General features: G+C 68.4%; 13 protein-coding genes. 4 read left to right on the top strand and 9 right to left on the bottom strand.

The window, feature by feature from the left end:
• The first annotated feature begins 41 nt into the window (after positions 1-41).
• Entirely contained in the window at positions 42-1,487 is a 1,446-nt protein-coding gene (locus tag V3B48_RS07750) for an FAD-dependent oxidoreductase (RefSeq protein WP_014035469.1), read from the top strand.
• Here V3B48_RS07750 and V3B48_RS07745 read toward each other — a convergent pair.
• Positions 1,473-3,881, bottom strand: a complete 2,409-nt coding sequence (locus V3B48_RS07745; protein ID WP_197616749.1) for an ATP-binding protein — start codon at positions 3,879-3,881, stop codon at positions 1,473-1,475. The genes V3B48_RS07750 and V3B48_RS07745 overlap by 15 nt on opposite strands.
• A 167-nt stretch (positions 3,882-4,048) precedes the next feature.
• Between V3B48_RS07745 and V3B48_RS07740 the strand changes: the two genes are divergently transcribed.
• A complete protein-coding gene (locus V3B48_RS07740; protein ID WP_049422383.1) occupies positions 4,049-4,915 on the top strand; it encodes a methylglyoxal synthase in 867 nt (288 codons plus the stop codon).
• A gap of 329 nt (positions 4,916-5,244) precedes the next feature.
• Here the strand turns inward: V3B48_RS07740 and V3B48_RS07735 are convergent, their stop codons facing one another.
• Genes V3B48_RS07735 through ttcA form a run of 3 tightly spaced genes read right to left on the bottom strand, consistent with a single transcriptional unit; the run spans position 5,245 to position 7,946 of the window.
• Complete coding sequence (locus tag V3B48_RS07735; protein ID WP_032128692.1) at positions 5,245-6,024, bottom strand: SprT family zinc-dependent metalloprotease; 780 nt, start codon at positions 6,022-6,024, stop codon at positions 5,245-5,247.
• A 59-nt stretch (positions 6,025-6,083) separates the two neighbouring features.
• Positions 6,084-6,989: a recombination-associated protein RdgC gene (locus V3B48_RS07730; protein WP_005411825.1), complete on the bottom strand. Its 906-nt coding sequence runs from the start codon at positions 6,987-6,989 to the stop codon at positions 6,084-6,086.
• A 36-nt stretch (positions 6,990-7,025) separates the two neighbouring features.
• Complete coding sequence (ttcA, locus tag V3B48_RS07725) at positions 7,026-7,946, bottom strand: tRNA 2-thiocytidine(32) synthetase TtcA (protein WP_180837745.1); 921 nt, start codon at positions 7,944-7,946, stop codon at positions 7,026-7,028.
• Positions 7,947-8,037: 91 nt separating this feature from the next.
• Between ttcA and V3B48_RS07720 the strand changes: the two genes are divergently transcribed.
• The gene (locus tag V3B48_RS07720) at positions 8,038-8,241 is read left to right on the top strand and encodes a YdcH family protein (protein WP_049461553.1); all 204 of its coding nucleotides are present in this window, start codon (positions 8,038-8,040) and stop codon (positions 8,239-8,241) included.
• A 100-nt stretch (positions 8,242-8,341) separates the two neighbouring features.
• Here V3B48_RS07720 and plsB read toward each other — a convergent pair whose 3' ends face one another.
• The 4 genes from plsB to V3B48_RS07700 all read right to left on the bottom strand — a co-directional run bounded on the left by plsB (position 8,342) and on the right by V3B48_RS07700 (position 13,998).
• The gene (plsB, locus tag V3B48_RS07715) at positions 8,342-10,978 is read right to left on the bottom strand and encodes a glycerol-3-phosphate 1-O-acyltransferase PlsB (protein ID WP_032128690.1); all 2,637 of its coding nucleotides are present in this window, start codon (positions 10,976-10,978) and stop codon (positions 8,342-8,344) included.
• Entirely contained in the window at positions 10,978-11,928 is a 951-nt protein-coding gene (locus V3B48_RS07710) for a hypothetical protein (protein WP_107432560.1), read from the bottom strand. Before V3B48_RS07710 ends, plsB begins: the two co-directional genes overlap by 1 nt.
• A gap of 424 nt (positions 11,929-12,352) precedes the next feature.
• The gene (pyrF, locus tag V3B48_RS07705; protein ID WP_032128688.1) at positions 12,353-13,078 is read right to left on the bottom strand and encodes an orotidine-5'-phosphate decarboxylase; all 726 of its coding nucleotides are present in this window, start codon (positions 13,076-13,078) and stop codon (positions 12,353-12,355) included.
• The gene (locus V3B48_RS07700; protein WP_032128687.1) at positions 13,075-13,998 is read right to left on the bottom strand and encodes a 5'-nucleotidase, lipoprotein e(P4) family; all 924 of its coding nucleotides are present in this window, start codon (positions 13,996-13,998) and stop codon (positions 13,075-13,077) included. The genes pyrF and V3B48_RS07700 overlap by 4 nt, the downstream gene beginning before the upstream one ends.
• A 101-nt stretch (positions 13,999-14,099) precedes the next feature.
• Here V3B48_RS07700 and V3B48_RS07695 point away from each other — a divergent pair, with 101 nt between their 5' ends.
• Positions 14,100-14,750, top strand: coding sequence for a DUF480 domain-containing protein (locus V3B48_RS07695; protein ID WP_032128686.1), 651 nt, complete (start codon positions 14,100-14,102; stop codon positions 14,748-14,750).
• A gap of 26 nt (positions 14,751-14,776) precedes the next feature.
• On the opposite strand, the gene V3B48_RS07690 is transcribed toward V3B48_RS07695, so the two are convergent.
• Positions 14,777-15,304 carry a GNAT family N-acetyltransferase gene (locus V3B48_RS07690; RefSeq protein ID WP_049422378.1) on the bottom strand — a complete coding sequence of 176 codons (528 nt, stop codon included), beginning with the start codon at positions 15,302-15,304 and terminating at the stop codon, positions 14,777-14,779.
• Between the last annotated feature and the right edge of the window lie 264 nt (positions 15,305-15,568).

The raw sequence follows: 15,568 nt of genomic DNA, 5'->3' as shown, positions 1-15,568 counted from the left end.
CCGCTGGCCGGCAACGTTCCCCCCGCATTCCAGAGCCCGCCATGAGCCGCAAGCACGCCTTCCAGTTCCTCGACCTGCCCCGCACCATGCCGCAGCGCATTCCGGTGGAACTGCGTACGTCCGGCGACTGGGGCGAGTTGTACGGCAAGTTCGGCAAGGAGGACGCCCAGTACCAGGCCGGCCGTTGCCTGGACTGCGGCAACCCCTACTGCAGCTGGAAGTGCCCGGTGCACAACGCCATTCCGCAGTGGCTGCAGCTGGTGCAGGAGAACCGCATCCATGAAGCCGCCACGCTGTGCCACAGCACCAACCCGCTGCCGGAGGTGTGCGGCCGGGTCTGCCCGCAGGATCGACTGTGCGAGGGCAGCTGCACGCTGGAGGAATTCGGTGCGGTCACCATCGGTGCGGTGGAGAAGTACATCGTCGATACCGCGCTGGCCAGCGGCTGGCGCCCGGATCTGGGCGCGGTGCAGCCCAGCGGCCACAGCGTGGCGGTGATCGGCGCCGGTCCGGCCGGCCTGGCCTGTGCCGATCGCCTCGCCCGCGCCGGCATTGCCGCGGTGGTCTATGACCGCTACGAGCAGATCGGCGGCCTGCTGCAGTTCGGCATTCCCAGCTTCAAGCTGGACAAGGACGTGATCCATCGCCGCCGCGAAGTGCTGGAGGGCATGGGCGTGCAGTTCCGCCTCGGCGTGGAGATCGGCCGTGACCTGAGCGTGCAGCAGCTGCTGGACAGCCACGACGCGGTGTTCGTCGGCACCGGCGCCTACCGCTACACCGATGGTGGCCTCGACGGCCAGGACCTGAAGGGCGTGCTGCCGGCCCTGCCGTTCCTGGTGCAGAACAGCCGCATCGTTGGCGGCGATGACCCGAAGGGCCGGCCGATTGCCGGCTGGGAAGACACCATTGCCCTGCCCGACCTCAACGGCAAGCGCGTGGTGGTGCTCGGTGGCGGCGATACCGGCATGGACTGCGTGCGCAGCGCGGTGCGGCTGGGCGCGGCCAAGGTCACCTGCGCCTATCGCCGCGACGAAGCCAACATGCCCGGCAGCGCGCGCGAAGTGGCCAATGCCCGCGAAGAAGGCGTGCGCTTCCTGTTCAACCGGCAGCCGCTGTCGATCGAAGCCGGCGCCGACGATGAAGTGATCGGCGTGACCGTGGTGGAAACCCGGCTGGGCGAGCCCGATGCCAACGGCCGCCAGAACGCCGTGCCGATCGAAGGCAGTGAATCGCTGCTGGAAGCGGACGTGGTGATCATCGCCTTCGGCTTCTCGCCGAGCGTGCCGGCGTGGCTGGCCGAGCTGGGCGTGGAAGGCCAGTCCAACGGCCGCATCGTGGCCGGTGGCAAGGACCGCCTGCCGTTCCAGACCGCGCATCCGCGCCTGTTCGCCGGTGGTGACGCGGTGCGCGGTGCTGACCTGGTGGTGACCGCCGTGGCCGAAGGCCGCGATGCCGCCGCCAGCATCGTGCGGCTACTGGCCCACTGAGTCCGGTACCAGCAATGCCGCCAGCAGCGCCCGCAGTGCGTGCGGCTCCACCGGCTTGGCCAGGAAGTGGTCGATGCCAGCCGCACGACAGGCTTCGCGGGTGCTTTCCATCACGCTGGCGGTGAGCGCGATGATCGGCACCTGCGCACGCGCCGGGCAGGCATCGGCACGGATCGCCCGTGCCAGCGCGAAGCCATCCATGCCCGGCATGTGGCAGTCGGTGATGACCAGGTCGAACGGCTGCGCCTGCCATGCTTCAAGCGCCGACCGTCCATCGGTACAGGCGTGGACCTGCAGCCCGAGCGCACACAGGTGCTGCTCCAGCAGATGCAGGTTGGTGGGATGGTCTTCAGCCATCAGCACGCGCGCCGCCGGCAATGGACGCTCGTCCGCAACCGCCGGCGCGGGCTCGGCCACGGGTGCCTCACAGGCATCCAGGTCCAGATCCAGCCACACCGTGGTGCCTTTCCCGGGCGAGCTGCGCAGCTGCAGCTCCGCCCCCATCGAGATCGCCAGCTCACGGCAGATCGCCAGGCCCAGCCCACTGCCGCCGAAGCGCCGCGTGGTCGAGCGCTCCGCCTGGGTATAGGCAGCGAACACCGCCTGCTGGCGCTCCTCGCTGATGCCCACGCCGCTGTCGCTTACCTGCAGGCGCAGCCGCTGGCCCCAGTCACGTTGCTGCAGTACCTGCACCTGCAGTTCCACGTGGCCGTGCCGGGTGAACTTCAACGCGTTGCCGGCCAGGTTGAACAGGATCTGGCGCAGGCGCAGGCCATCAGCCAGCGATCCCGGCTGCATCTCCGGATCAAGCACCACCTGCAGGTGCAGGCCTCGGCTGGCGGCCACCGGCATCAGCAGCTGCTGCACCGCGCGCACCAGTGCCGCCAGGTCGGTGGGCCGCAGCTGCAGTGGTGCGCCCTCCAGGCGTTGGCTGTGCAGTACATCGTCGAGGATCTGCCGCAGCATCCGCGCGGCATCATCGACGGTGGCCAGCACCTGCTGCTGGCGCGCCTCGAGCCTGCTGCCCGCCAGCCGTTCGAGCATGCCCAGCAGCGTGCTCATCGGGGTGCGGATCTCGTGGCTCATCGTTGCCAGGAAGTGCGCCTTGGCCTGTGCCGCCTGCTCGGCCTCGCGGCGCGCTTCGGCCAGCGCGCGGGTACGTGACTGCACCTCACTGACGTCGATCCAGTAGCCGCTCCACTCGACGTCGCTGTCGTCGCAGGACAACGGCCGCCCATGCGAGCGCACCCATCGCCAGCCCTGTGGCGAGCGGGTGCGGAAGGTGACGTCGATCGGGCCACGCGCCAATGCAGCCATCTCGACGCAGGCCATCACCTGGTTGCGGTCATCCGGGTGGACCGCGGCCAACAACCGCTGGTGATCGATCCGCGCGGTCTCCACGCTGATTCCGAACAGGGCCTGCACGTCCCCGGCGATCTGCGGAAAGCTGTAGTGGCCGCCCGCCGAACGACGCGCCTGGTAGACCACCGCCGGCAGGTTCGCGGTCACCTCCTGCAGGCGCTGCTCCACCCCTCGGCGGCGCACGCTCTCGCGATGGACCCGCCAGTAGCCGAAGGCATGGACCAGCGCCAGGGCGAGCAGGATCAGCGAGGCCGGCACCAGCCAGCGCAGGGGCGACGATGACGGAGCGTTGCGCGGCCGGTCCGGCAGCCAGGCCGCGCGGATCTGATCGCGCTCGGTATCGGTCAGCTGCGACAGCGCCTGTTCGAAGCCGGCGATGACATCGGCGCAGGCGGGCGTGGCCGCCAGCACCAGGGCATCATCGAAACCGGCCGGCGCGGCGATCAGCAGTGCATCGCCCTGGTAGCGGCGCAACGCCGCCTCGACGTCGCCGAGGTTGGCCACCACCGCATCGATCAATCCGGTGCCCAGCAGCGGGAGTGCATCGTCCAGCGCTGCCGGAGGCAGCAGCTGTGCACCCGCTGCCTGCTCGGCCAGCAGCCCCTGCAGCGGCATCCGGCTGGGGCTGGCCACAATGCGTCCACGCAGATCTTCCAGGCCCAGCACCGGCGGCGCATCCTCCCGGCGCACGATCACCTGTGGCAGCTGCAGGTAGGGCGTGCTGACCACCCATCCGGCAGGCAGTTGCGAGCGTGGCCATCCCAGCAGCGCCTGGGTGCCGGCCGGCAGCTCGTCCCGGTCCACGCTGGTGGCCGGCACGGGCAACAGCTGCAGTGGCCGTTGCCCGCCCAGCAGCTTCAGGTACGCCGCGCCGAGCCCCCGGGCTTCGCCCTGTTCGCTGGACGACAAAGGAGCACGGTCGGACGGCCAGGCGATGCGCAGCGGTGTGCTGCAGCCCGTGGCGGAGGCCGCGGCAGGCAGCAGCAGGCTGGCCATGACAGCAATGGCTGCCGGGAAGCCGGCGACATTCACGGTAGGCATCCTCATCTCGCGGGCGGAAGGAACGGCCGCGCTGCGGTACCGCTGCCTGCCACGCTATCGACGCGCGGGCCGACGGCAATGAAGAAAGTTGTAAAAGCATCCAGATGGGGGAATGCCGACATACACTGCCGCCTTCACCCGTACCTGCGGAGCGTTCGATGCGCATCGGCCTGGCTGCCAACCGTCTTCATCACCACGACGCGCGCGCTGCGCTGTTCCGTTGGCTGCGCAGCAGCGAGGCCGGCCTGCGCGAGCTGGGCGTGTCGCTGCATGCGGTCGGCCGCACCCATGACGCGATCGAACGGCAGGGCTTCCTGACCGGGTACGCGGGCCTGCACCGTTATCCCTACGGACGCGAGGGTGGCCTGATGAAGCTGGTCGCCGAAGTCGTTGGCATGGGTCCGGATCGGACACTGGATGGCGCGATCTACCTGATCGACCCGGTCGATCCATCCTCGGTGTTTCCGGAAGCAACCGCGCTCAAGCGGCAGTGCGTGATCCACGGCAAGCCGTTCATTTCGACCGTGGCCACCGCACGCGACTGGGTGGAGGTGGAGCGCGTCCACGCCGGGCTGGCAGCCGATGCCGGCGCCGACGACCTGCATGCGTTCGAAGGCCAGACGCTGGCGCTGATCGCGCACGATGCGATGAAGCCGGCGATGCTGGCCTTCGCCGATGAGCACTTCGATGTGCTGGCCCGGTTCGGTGAGCGGGTGGCCACCGGGACCACCGGCCAGCGTTTGAACGAGCTGGCCTGGAGCCGGGGCTGGCCGCGTGATACGCCGTGGGTGACGCGCTACCAGAGCGGCCCGATGGGCGGTGATGCGCAGATTGCCGACCGGGTGCTGGAGGGGCGTTGCCAGCGCGCGATCTTCTTCGAGGATCCGCATGTGGCGCGCCAGCATGAGGCGGATATCCAGCTGCTGGAGCGCGCGGTGACGACGGTGACCGATCAGGCGGTGTGCATTACGGCGCCGCGGGTGGCGGCGCGGTGGGCGGCGGCGGCGGCGTTGCGGGCGGGGTGAGGGTTTCGGCCAACGGCTGAGCCCCTCGTGGTGGGTGGGGCCTGCGCGGTCATGAGGTTGGCCGGGATGGGTGGAATTGCGGGGGACGCCGTGAACCCATCCATGGGGGCTTGGCCGCGGCATCCATGCCGCGGACACCCCCGCAATCCCACCCATCCCGTCCTTCGACAGTTTCCGGTGTGCCCACCACGGAAGAAAGAAAGAAGAGCAGGAGCGAAAGCGGGTCGCGCGCTGCGCGCGCTTTTGTAGAGCCGAGCCATGCTCGGCTGCTGTTGATCGCGAGGGCTGAATATCCGCGCTACGCGCGTTAGCCGAGCATAGGCTCGGCTCTACAGCAGCTGGCGGAGCATAGCTTTCAAGCGGCGCCCTTCCAGCTGGAAGTAATCGCGCTGTTCGCGCCAGGCGGGGAAGCGTTGTTCCACTTCGTGCCAGAACGCGGGTGAGTGATTCGGCTGGATCAGGTGGCAGAGCTCGTGCACCAGCACGTACTCGAACGCTTCCGAACGACCGAGCACCAGGGCCAGGTCCAGTGCCATGCTGCCATCGGGGGCGAGCGAGCCCCATTGCGAGGACATCACCTTCAATCGCAGGCGACTGGGTGCGCGCGGCAGGGTGGGCAGGTACTTCGGCAGCCAGCGGCCGACGTCGGCGCGGGTCTGGGCTTCGTAGAACTCGCGCAGCAGGCGGCGCAGGGTGGCATCACCGCCGCGGGTCGGCCACTGCACGCAGGCGCCGTGCGCGTCGATCTCCAGCCGCGCGTAGCGGCCTTCCTGCCAGCGCAGCGGCAGCAGTTCGCCACGCAGGGGCAGCACACCGTCTTCGCCGGGCTGCAGCGGTGCCGGCAGACCCTGGCCCTGGTACTGGCGCAGCTGCAGCGCCAGCCAGTCGCGATGCTGTTCCAGGAAGCGTTCGCCCATCACCAGGCTTGCGCGCGGCGGCAGGGTCAAGCGTGCGCCGCGCTCGTCCACGCTCAGCTTGATGCGGCGCGCACGTGGATCGCGCACGCGCAGCACCTCGATCTCGGCATCCTCCAGGCGCAGGCGAACGGTGTCGCGCTGTACGGTGGCGGGCGGGGTCGGGCTGATCAGGCGGCGCAGCAGACGGCTCATGCGCCCAGCATAGCGCCGCTTCGGGCCGCCGGATGACCGGCGGCCGTCGGGCTGCCTGTTCAGTCAGCCTTGCTGAGCTTGAAGGCTTCTTCCAACAACAGGAACAGGCGGCGGATCTCGGCGCTCTGCAGGGCGAAGCGGGCGTCGAACTCGGCGCGGCGGCCGTCTTCGTCGGCATGCTCCAGCTGGTCCAGGGCGCCGTCGAGGAACTTCAGCTTGCGCACGATCAGGTCGTCGCCGATCACGAAGGACAGGTTGTCTTCGAAGATCAGCGCCAGCTTGGTCACCTGCTTGCCGGCGTCCAGGTGCTTGTCGATCTCGTCGCAGCGCAGTTCCTGGTGCTGGCACTTGACCACCGCGCCACCTTCCACCGGGTCCTTCATCTCGCACTCTTCGCCCAGGCTCAGCCCGGTCGGCAGCGGCTCGCCGGCGATCCAGCCGGTCAGGATCGAGCGCGGCGCGACTTCGGCATTCAGCGGCATCGCCGGGAAGCTGCCGAGCAGGCCGCGGATGTCGGACATGAAGTACTCGCCGGTCTTGCGGCTGGAGGTATCCACCGCCACGTAGCCGTGCTGCAGGTCGATGAAGGCGTCGTTGCGCGAGGACTTCACGAAGGCGCGCGGCAGCAGTTCATGCAGCAGGTCGTCCTTCATGCGCTTGCGCTCGCGGCCACCCGGGCGGCGGCCTTCCTTCTCCTCGATCTCCTCCAGCTTGCGCTCGAGCAGGTCGTTGACCACCGCCGCCGGCAGGATCTTGTCCTCGCCGCCCACGGTCAGCCACAGGTGTTCGGCGATGCGGTGGGAGAGCAGCTCCTTCTCCTCGCGACCGAACGGCGAGATGAAGCCGCGCGAATTCATTTCCAGCGCGCCGACCGGCTTCAGCAGCGCGTGCGGCAGCAGGGTGTCGACTTCGGAAAAATCGGTGGTGGTCGGGAAACGGAAGAACGTCAGGTTGCGAAAGAACATGGAATTCCGGATGGCAAAGAGGAAGGGCGACCGACCTTAAACGGTGGGCGTCTCGGGATCTGCGTCGGCGTCGGCCGGGGAGCCGGCCAGCCAGGCATGGGCGTCGGGCAGCGGCGCGTCGTCGCGACGGCCCAGCGCCATGAAGTCGAACAGGGTGGTGTCGGCCAGCTGCGAGGGCCGGACTTCGCCCATGGCACGCGCGATCTGCTCGATGCGGCCCGGGTGGTCCTTTTCCCACTGCTTCAGCATCAGGCCGACCTGGCGGCGCTGCAGGTTCTCCTGGCTGCCGCACAGGTTGCAGGGAATGATCGGGAACTGGCGTGCCTGTGCGTACTCGACGATGTCGCTTTCGCGCACATAGGCCAGCGGCCGGATCACCACGTGTTTGCCGTCATCGCTGCGCAGCTTCGGCGGCATGCCCGACAGCTTGGCGTGGTGGAACAGATTCATGAAGAACGTGGCCACCATGTCGTCGCGGTGGTGGCCCAGCGCGATCTTGGTGAAGCCATGGAGTTCGGCGTAGTTGTACAGCGCGCCACGACGCAGCCGCGAGCACAGCGAACACATGGTCTTGCCTTCCGGGATGACCCGGCTGACCACCGAATAGGTGTCCTGCTCGATGATGTGGTACGGCACGCCCAGCCCGGCCAGGTACTCCGGCAGCACGTGCTCGGGGAAGTCCGGCTGCTTCTGGTCCAGGTTCACCGCCACCAGCTCGAACGGCACCGGCGCCTTCTTCTGCAGCTGCAGCAGCACGTCCAGCAGGGTGTAGCTGTCCTTGCCGCCGGACAGGCAGACCATGACCTTGTCGCCGGCCTCGATCATGCCGAAGTCGGCAATCGCCTCGCCGACCTGGCGGCGCAGGCGCTTGGCCAGCTTGTGCTGCTCGCGCTCGGCCACGCGCGGATCACGGGCGATGCGCGGCTGGGGATCGGGAAGGGAAATCACGGCACTCATGGGTTCCATTCTAACGGCTCGGAGCGGCCACGGCCGGGGGTCGGAATTCCCCTCTCCCGGCAGTCATCATCGCTGTGTATGCTCGGAGGCTGTGGACACCTACAGCCCCGCCGAGATCGTCGAGCACCTCGCCGCCCTGCGCGCCGAGCACCGCCTGCTGGATGAACAGATCACCCGCATGGCCGCCAATGGCGAGGACGAGCTGGAAGCCAAGCGCCTGAAGCGGCGCAAGCTTCAGCTGAAGGACTGCATCGCCAAGCTGGAAAGCCTGCAGATTCCCGACGAACCGGCCTGAGCGGTGGCCCATCCACGCATGGCGTGGATCTACTGCTTCGCCACGGTAGATGCCAACCTTGGTTGGCATGCCGTTCGCCGGGCATCGCCCGGCGCTGCCTTCAATCCTGCGGCGCAGGCTCGTCCGGGCGGGCCGCTTCCGGGCTGACCCTTTCGATGGTGTGGCGCAGCTCGCGGCCGAGGATGAACTTGGCATCCTTGGCCCAGGCGTCCAGGCGTTCGTCGAACAGCAGCTTGCTGTTCTCGTCCGGCCACACCAGGCGCAGCTCGCGCAGCTTCTGGATGAAGCCGCGGAACAGGGACTTGTCGAAGAACTCCGGTGCCGCCGGTGCATAGAGCAGGCTCAGCCGCTGCGCGGCCTGCTGGCACAGGCTTTCCAGCTCGGCCGCGCCGAGCACGCCCGGGCCGTTCTTCACCAGCACCGAGATGGCGATGTAATAGCGCTCGAACGCCTGCTGCAGCGAATGGCCGATCGCACGCAGGCGGAACACCTCGTCGGTCTGCCCGGTGTTGCGCGCCAGGATGCCGCCATCGTCATCGTTGACGTTCTGCAGCAGGCCTTCGCGCACGAACACGTCGATGGTCCGGTCGATGCGCTGGGCGAACTCGTCCTCGCTCCACGGCAGGAACAGCTCGGCCTGCAGGAACGGATATACCGTACGGCCCAGCTGGACCAGGCCGGTGCGGCTCATGCGGCGGTTGTTCTGGAAGCAGCAGGCCACCCACGACGAGGCGGTGAACAGGTGCACCACGTTGTTGCGGAAGTAGCTCAGCAGCACTGCGGTATCGCCGCTGACGCTGAGCACGTCGCCCAGCGGGTGCTTGATGCGGGTGAGGACGTTGATTTCCTCGGCATGGGCGATGATCCGCTCCGGCGAGTGCGGGGTCACCGTCACCCGGTCCGAGTACGGCATCTCGACCAGCAGGGTCTTGCACAGCTCGATCTGCGCGATCAGGTCGGCCTCGCCCATCGCATGCTTCGGCGTGGACAGCAGGGCCAGCGCCAGCAGGTTGATCGGGTTGACGTCGGCGGCACCGTTGATGCGCACCTGGATGCGTTCGGCCAGCGTATCCACCGTGGTCGACAGCCACGCCGGCTTCTCGTCCTCGGAGACCGCCTCGCCCTTCCACTCCGGCGCCTTCTCGGCGAGCACGTCGTTCAGTGCGATCGGTTCGCCGAAGTTCACCACCACCTGGCCGTAGTTCTGCTTGAGCACCTTGGGGATGCCCCACAGCAGCGACCAGATCGATTCCTTTTCCTTCGGCCGGCCGGACAGTTCGTCCAGGTAGCTGCCGCCTTCCATCAGCTTCTCATAGCCGATGTAGATGGGCTGGAACAGCACCGGCTTGCGCGGCTGGCGCAGGAACGCACGCAGCGTCATCGAGATCATGCCGCCCTTGGGCTGCAGCAGCCGGCCGGTACGCGAGCGGCCGCCTTCGACGAAGTACTCCAGCGAGTAGCCACCGGCCACCAGCTGCGCGACGTATTCGCTGAGCACCGCCGAGTACAGCGCGTTGCCACGGATCGAGCGGCGGATGAAGAACGCACCGCCCTTGCGCAGCAGGGTGCCGACCACCGGCAGGTTCAGGTTGATGCCGGCCACGATGTGCGGCGGCACGATGCCACGGTCGTACAGCAGGTACGACAGCAGCAGGTAGTCCATGTGGCTGCGGTGGCTGGGCACGTAGACCACTTCATGGCCCGGCGCGGCGGCCTTGAACTTGTCCAGGTGGTGCACCAGCACGCCCGCATAGATGCGGTTCCACACGTGGCTGAGCATGAAGCTGGCCGAGCGCACCACCGGGCTGGAATAGTCCGCGGCGATTTCCCAGGCGTAGGCGTGCGCCTTCTTCCAGGCATCGGCCGGCTTCGAATTGTCGCGCTTGGCCTGTGCGGCGATCGCTTCGCGCACCGGTTCGGCGGCCAGCACCTGGTCGACCAGCAGGCGCCGCGTCGACAGGTCGGGGCCGATCACCGATTCACGGATGCGGCGGAAATGGGTACGCAGCACGCGCTGCAGCTTGCGCACCGTGCGCTCCGGCTCAAGGCCTTCGTCCACGGTGCTGCGCAGCGAGATCGGCGGGGCAAAGCGGACGATGGTGCTGCGGCCGTTGAGCAGCACCGCCAGCAGGCGGCGGAAGCGGCCGACCAGCGCCCAGTTTTCCGAGAACAGCACGGCGAACCAGCCGCTCTGCTTGTCCGGCGCGCGGCCGACGAAGATCGACACCGGCACCAGGTGCACGTCCAGGTCATCGCGCACGCGATGTGCCTGCAGGACCTTGGCCAGCGAGTCCGAATGGGTCTTGGCGCCGCGCTGCTCGGGAATCAGCGAGTTGCTGGAGCTGCGCCGCGACAACGCCAGGTAGGCGCGCTTGCGGCCGGTCGGGTCACCGGCCAGCGGCACCAACGGCGATGGCAGGCCGGCCTGGCGGCAGGCCTTGTCCAGGATCAGCGCATTGGACAGGCCGTAGTCTTCCAGCACGTACATGACCGGGCGGCCATCGTTGTACTGGCCCGGGTCTTCCGGTTCGATCTTCAGCGACAGCCACGGCTCGACCAGGCGGCCGAGCAGGCGAGCCCACAGCGGGCGGCGGCCGGCCGGACGCGCATGCGCGGGCGGCGGTACCGGGTTCGGGCCGGTACCGGTCGAGGGGGACGCCGGCACCGTATCGGCGGGCGTCGACTGGGATTCTTCGCCGGGGAACGGCAGCGGGTTCTGTTTCGACATCGGCGCCATTATGGCTTAGGCGGCGGCGTTGCCGCTTCCCCACCCTCGGCGGGGGCTTCAGCCGGTGACGGCGACGCAGCGGCGCGGGCCGCGTCGGCCTTGCGCAGCAGCGCGTCGGTGTCGGCCAGGGTTCGGGTCAGGTACCAGTGGCCCTCGCGGCGGCTCAGCGGCAGCTGCAGGGTCATCTCACGCCCCGCCAGGTCGTAGTGCAGGCGTACCAGCGCGTTGTCGCCCTCCACCGAGAGCAGTTCACCGCGCACGCTGCGCAGTGCGTCATCCACGCCCAACCCGTAGCTGCCCAACACCGCCTTGAGGGTATGGATGAACGGCGCCAGCTGCTGCAGGCTGCCTTCCATGCCCGCGGCCTGCAGGCCGGCCTCATCGTCGAAGCCAACCTTGCCGGCGGCACCAACCAGCGCGGCGATCGTGCTGCGTGCACGCGCACGGTCACTGATCGGCGCGCCCTGCGCCCAGCTGGCAAGGGTTTCCACCAGGGCGATGTAATGGGCCTGCTGGCCGGGCGTATAGCCCTTCTGGTGGCGCAGGTACTGCACGCCGAAGTTGCCCATCGACTGCGCGGCCTGGCGCACGGCACCGGCCTGGCCGGCCAGCTGGCGGTCGAAGCTGCGTTGCAGTTCGGCACCGGCATTGGGCGTGCGCAGTGCGGCCAGCATCGGCAGCAGCTGGTCGCCCAGCGGCAGCTCGGTCAGCGGCCACTGGCTGTGGCCCTCGGCCCAGGCCTGCTGCAGGCGCTGGTACTGGCTGGGCGGAACCGACAGCTTTGCATAGCCGACCAGATCGTCCTCGGCCAGGCGCAGGGCCATCGCCTGCACCGCCGCAACCGGTTCGGCTGCCGGCCTGGCCGGATCGTTGGCCGGTTCACGGCACGCGGCCACGGCCAGCAGCATGACTGCCAGCCCCCATCCACGCGCAGACCTTCCTCGCACTGCCACGCTCATGCACTCGGACTCCCCGGACCGGTCCGCATCTTGCGGCCTGCGAGGTGACAGCGGCAAGCCGGGACGTCACGGTTTCCGCAGTTGCTTGTGCAAGTCACTGATCGGAATAAAAAAAGAGCCGGGATCACGAGGATCACAGGCTCTTCAAGCCGGCGCAGGGCCGGTGGACAGTGTTGTGGCACATGTCCGGTCCGAGGACCGGATGGCGGCGATCCTACGCTGCCGCTCAAGTTAAGGCAATACTTCACGTAGTGTCATATAAATCATTGATTTTATTGGGTAGCCTGATGCCTTGCGCCGGGGCCATGAAATCTACGGCAGGTTTTGCGGCGATTCGGGCACAACCGGTCCTTCGGCGGATGCAAAAACGCCATCCCGCGCGGGTCGGGATGGCGTTCGGGCCTGCAGACTGCGCAGCGGAATCTCAGCGCGTAGCCAACGCCGACGCGATTTCCTGCTGGATGGCCCGGGCCGCAGCCTGCGGATCGGCGGCCAGGCGGATCGGGCGACCGACCACGATGGCATCGGCGCCATCGGCAAAGGCCTGGGCCACGCCAACGGTACGCTTCTGGTCATCGCCGACCGGGCCACCGGGGCGGATGCCCGGGCAGACGATCGAGAACCCGGCGCCGGTAGCGGCGCGGATCGGGCCGGCTTCCTGGCCCGAGGCGATCACGCCATCGATACCGGCCGCCTGCGCGGCCAGCGCGCGCTCGACCACCACGTCCACCGGCTCACGGTCGATGCCCATCTGCGCCAGGTCCGGGCGGCCCATCGAGGTCAGCACGGTCACCGCCAGCAGGCGCATGTCGCTGCTGTTGGCGGCGGCGCAGGCTTCCATCATCGCCGGGTGCCAGCCGTGGATGGTGGCGTAGCTGACCGGCCACTGCGACAGGCGCTTGATCACCGCCGCGGCGGTGGCCGGGATGTCGAAGAACTTCAGGTCGACGAACACGCGCTTGTCGCGGCGGGCCAGCTCGTCCAACACCTGGAAGTACTCGCCGGAGGCGAGCAGTTCCATGCCGATCTTGTAGAACGCCACGCTGTCGCCGAGGCGGTCGACCCACTCCAGCGCCTGCACGCGGTCAGGCACGTCCAGCGCGAAGATCAGGCGCTCGTCATCGCGCAGCGGCAGCGGCGCGCGGCTCACGGTGCGTAGTCCAGCGCAGCGCGCTTGGCGTCGTGACGGGCCTGGCGCGACTGGCTGTAGTCGTTGTTGAACTGCGCCGGCTCGAAGCCGCCGTAGGTCGGGTTCGGCAGCATCCACCAGCGCTCGCCGAACCAGTCGTGGTACTGCTGCAGCAGCGCGTCACGACCGTCGTTGGTGTTGGCGGTCACTTCGACGAAATCGCCCAGCTGGTCGCCGAACTGCATCAGCACGCGGTATTTCTGCCCGGCCAGGCGGCGGCGGCAGTTCTTCTCGCTGCCGGCCTGCTCGCAGCCTTCGACCACGGTGCCCAGGCCCAGGAACACGCTGTCATCGGCCACCGGCAGGCCCTGCTCGCGCAGGTTGGCCAGGGTTGCGTCCTTCAGGTGCACGGCGCGGTTGGAGATGTACAGCAGGGTCACGCCCTTGGCGTTGGCGGCCTTGGCGAAATCAACCACGCCCGGAATGGCCTTGGCCTTCTTTTCGGCCACCCACTGGTCCCAGGTCAGCTCGTCGTATTCCTTGCCGTCGCGCACCAGGCGCGCCTGGTAGGGCGAGTTGTCCAGCACGGTCTCATCCACGTCCAGCACCACGGCCGGCTTCAGGCCCTTGGCCTCGTTGCCGCGTTCTTCCGGCACCAGCGCATCCCAGTGGGCTTCCTTCAGCGCGGCATCCAGGTGGTCGGCGGCGGCACGGTAGGTCTGCTCGGTGATCGCCTTGTACTCCTGCGCGCGCTGCATCCACAGCACCGCATTGAGATTGTCGTTGGCAGTGGCATCGAGCGCGCCGTCGGCCTTGGCAGCGGCGGCCGGGGCCTCCGGTGCAGCGGCTTCGGCGGCGGGCGCATCCACGCGCTTGCAGGCGGACAGGCCCAGCGCCGCGGTGGCGAGCAGGGTCAGGGACAGGGAAACGGGACGACGCATGGATTCACCGGCAATCAGATATACCGGCGCATTTTACCGGCAAAGGCGGTCCCTGGACGGCTATGCTTGGCGGTTGACCCGTTGCCCTTCCGGAGGCCGCCATGACCGATTCCACCCAGACCCCCGACGTCCCCCTGCTCGACGCCGTGCAGGCCCGCCTGCTGGGCTGCCTGGTGGAGAAGGAGGCAACCACCCCGGACACCTATCCGCTGACGGTCAACGCCGCCCAATCGGCCGCCAACCAGAAGACCGCCCGCGAGCCGGTGATGAACGTCGATGCCGGTAGCGTGCAGCACGCGCTGCGCCAGCTGGAAACACTGGGCCTGGCCCGCCAGCACTTCTCCTCGCGCGCAGACCGTTACGAGCACCGCCTGCAGGCCGCGCTGGACCTGACCCGGCAGCAGACCGTGCTGCTGGCGATGCTGCTGCTGCGTGGGCCGCAGACCCTGGGCGAACTGGTCACGCGCAGCGAGCGACTGCACCGCTTCGCCGACGCCGACGAAGCCCGCCACGCCATCGAGCGCCTGCAGCAGCGCGCGCTGCTGGTGGTGCTGCCGCGCGCCAGCGGCCAGCGCGAAGACCGCTACATGCACCTGCTGTGCGGTGAAGTGGACGGCGCGGCGCTTGCGGCCAAATACGCCAGCAGCGGCGGTGGCAGCGACGCGGCCGATCCGGGCCTGGCCGAGCGCGTGGCCCAGCTGGAAGCGGCCGTGGCCGAGCTGCAGGCGCAGCTGGCCGAACTGCGCGGCTGATGGTGGGTGCCGGCCAGCGGCCGGCACTACCCGACGTCAGCCGCACCCAAGGTGGCGTACAGCCGGCTGGGCGTTTCGATGCCCGGCAACTGGATCACCCCGCGCTCCTGCATGCCCAGGCCCAGCAGGATCTTCCCGGACACCACGTTGTCCAGATCGGTGATGCCGTACAGATCCTGCAGGCCCAGCTCAGCGCGCGCATGCGCGAACACCGCCCGCGCCGCCTCACCGGCATAGCCCTGCCCGGCGAATTCAGACAGCACCGCGTAGCCGATGTCCGGCCCCGGCAGGCCATCGCGGCGCACCAGCCCGGCATTGCCCAGCCACGCCCCATCGGACAACCGCTCGATGGCATACATGCCGAACCCATTCAACGCATAGCTGTGCAGCACCCGCAGCGCGATGTACTCACGCGCCTGTTCTTCACTGCGCACATTGCGGTCACCAATGAAGCGCACGAAGCCCGGATCATTCAACAGCGCCAGCATCGGCGCCGCATCGCGATCAGGTTCAATCGCACGCAGGCGCAGGCGTTCACTTTCAATTGGATGCACGCGCAGACCTCCAGCCGAAACCCCGATTCTGCCTCAACCCCCGGCTGTTGCTTTTGATTTTCTTTTTTCTTTTCCGTGGCTGGCGCGCACGGAACCTGTCAGAGGCCGGACGGGTGGGCTGGGCGGGACCGTCCGCGGCATGGGCCCGAGGCATGCCGCGGGCGGGTTGGGCAGGACGCCCAACCCCGGTCTTGCCGTGTGCGCAGGACAGCGCACACGAGCAAGCCGCGGCCGAGCCCCCATGGACGGGTTTACGGCGTGTCC

The sequence above is a fragment of the Stenotrophomonas sp. SMYL20 genome (assembly GCF_036320045.1).
Taxonomy (GTDB): domain Bacteria; phylum Pseudomonadota; class Gammaproteobacteria; order Xanthomonadales; family Xanthomonadaceae; genus Stenotrophomonas; species Stenotrophomonas maltophilia_A.
This window is presented reverse-complemented; position numbering and strand designations above follow the sequence as displayed.

Coding starts and splice junctions, on each gene's coding strand:
- V3B48_RS07750 (WP_014035469.1), top strand. CDS start 42: ATGAGCCGCAAGCACGCCTTCCAGTTCCTCGACCTGCCCCGCACCATG.
- V3B48_RS07740 (WP_049422383.1), top strand. CDS start 4,049: ATGCGCATCGGCCTGGCTGCCAACCGTCTTCATCACCACGACGCGCGC.
- V3B48_RS07735 (WP_032128692.1), bottom strand. CDS start 6,024: ATGAGCCGTCTGCTGCGCCGCCTGATCAGCCCGACCCCGCCCGCCACC.
- V3B48_RS07730 (WP_005411825.1), bottom strand. CDS start 6,989: ATGTTCTTTCGCAACCTGACGTTCTTCCGTTTCCCGACCACCACCGAT.
- ttcA (WP_180837745.1), bottom strand. CDS start 7,946: ATGAGTGCCGTGATTTCCCTTCCCGATCCCCAGCCGCGCATCGCCCGT.
- plsB (WP_032128690.1), bottom strand. CDS start 10,978: ATGGCGCCGATGTCGAAACAGAACCCGCTGCCGTTCCCCGGCGAAGAA.
- V3B48_RS07710 (WP_107432560.1), bottom strand. CDS start 11,928: ATGAGCGTGGCAGTGCGAGGAAGGTCTGCGCGTGGATGGGGGCTGGCA.
- V3B48_RS07700 (WP_032128687.1), bottom strand. CDS start 13,998: ATGCGTCGTCCCGTTTCCCTGTCCCTGACCCTGCTCGCCACCGCGGCG.
- V3B48_RS07695 (WP_032128686.1), top strand. CDS start 14,100: ATGACCGATTCCACCCAGACCCCCGACGTCCCCCTGCTCGACGCCGTG.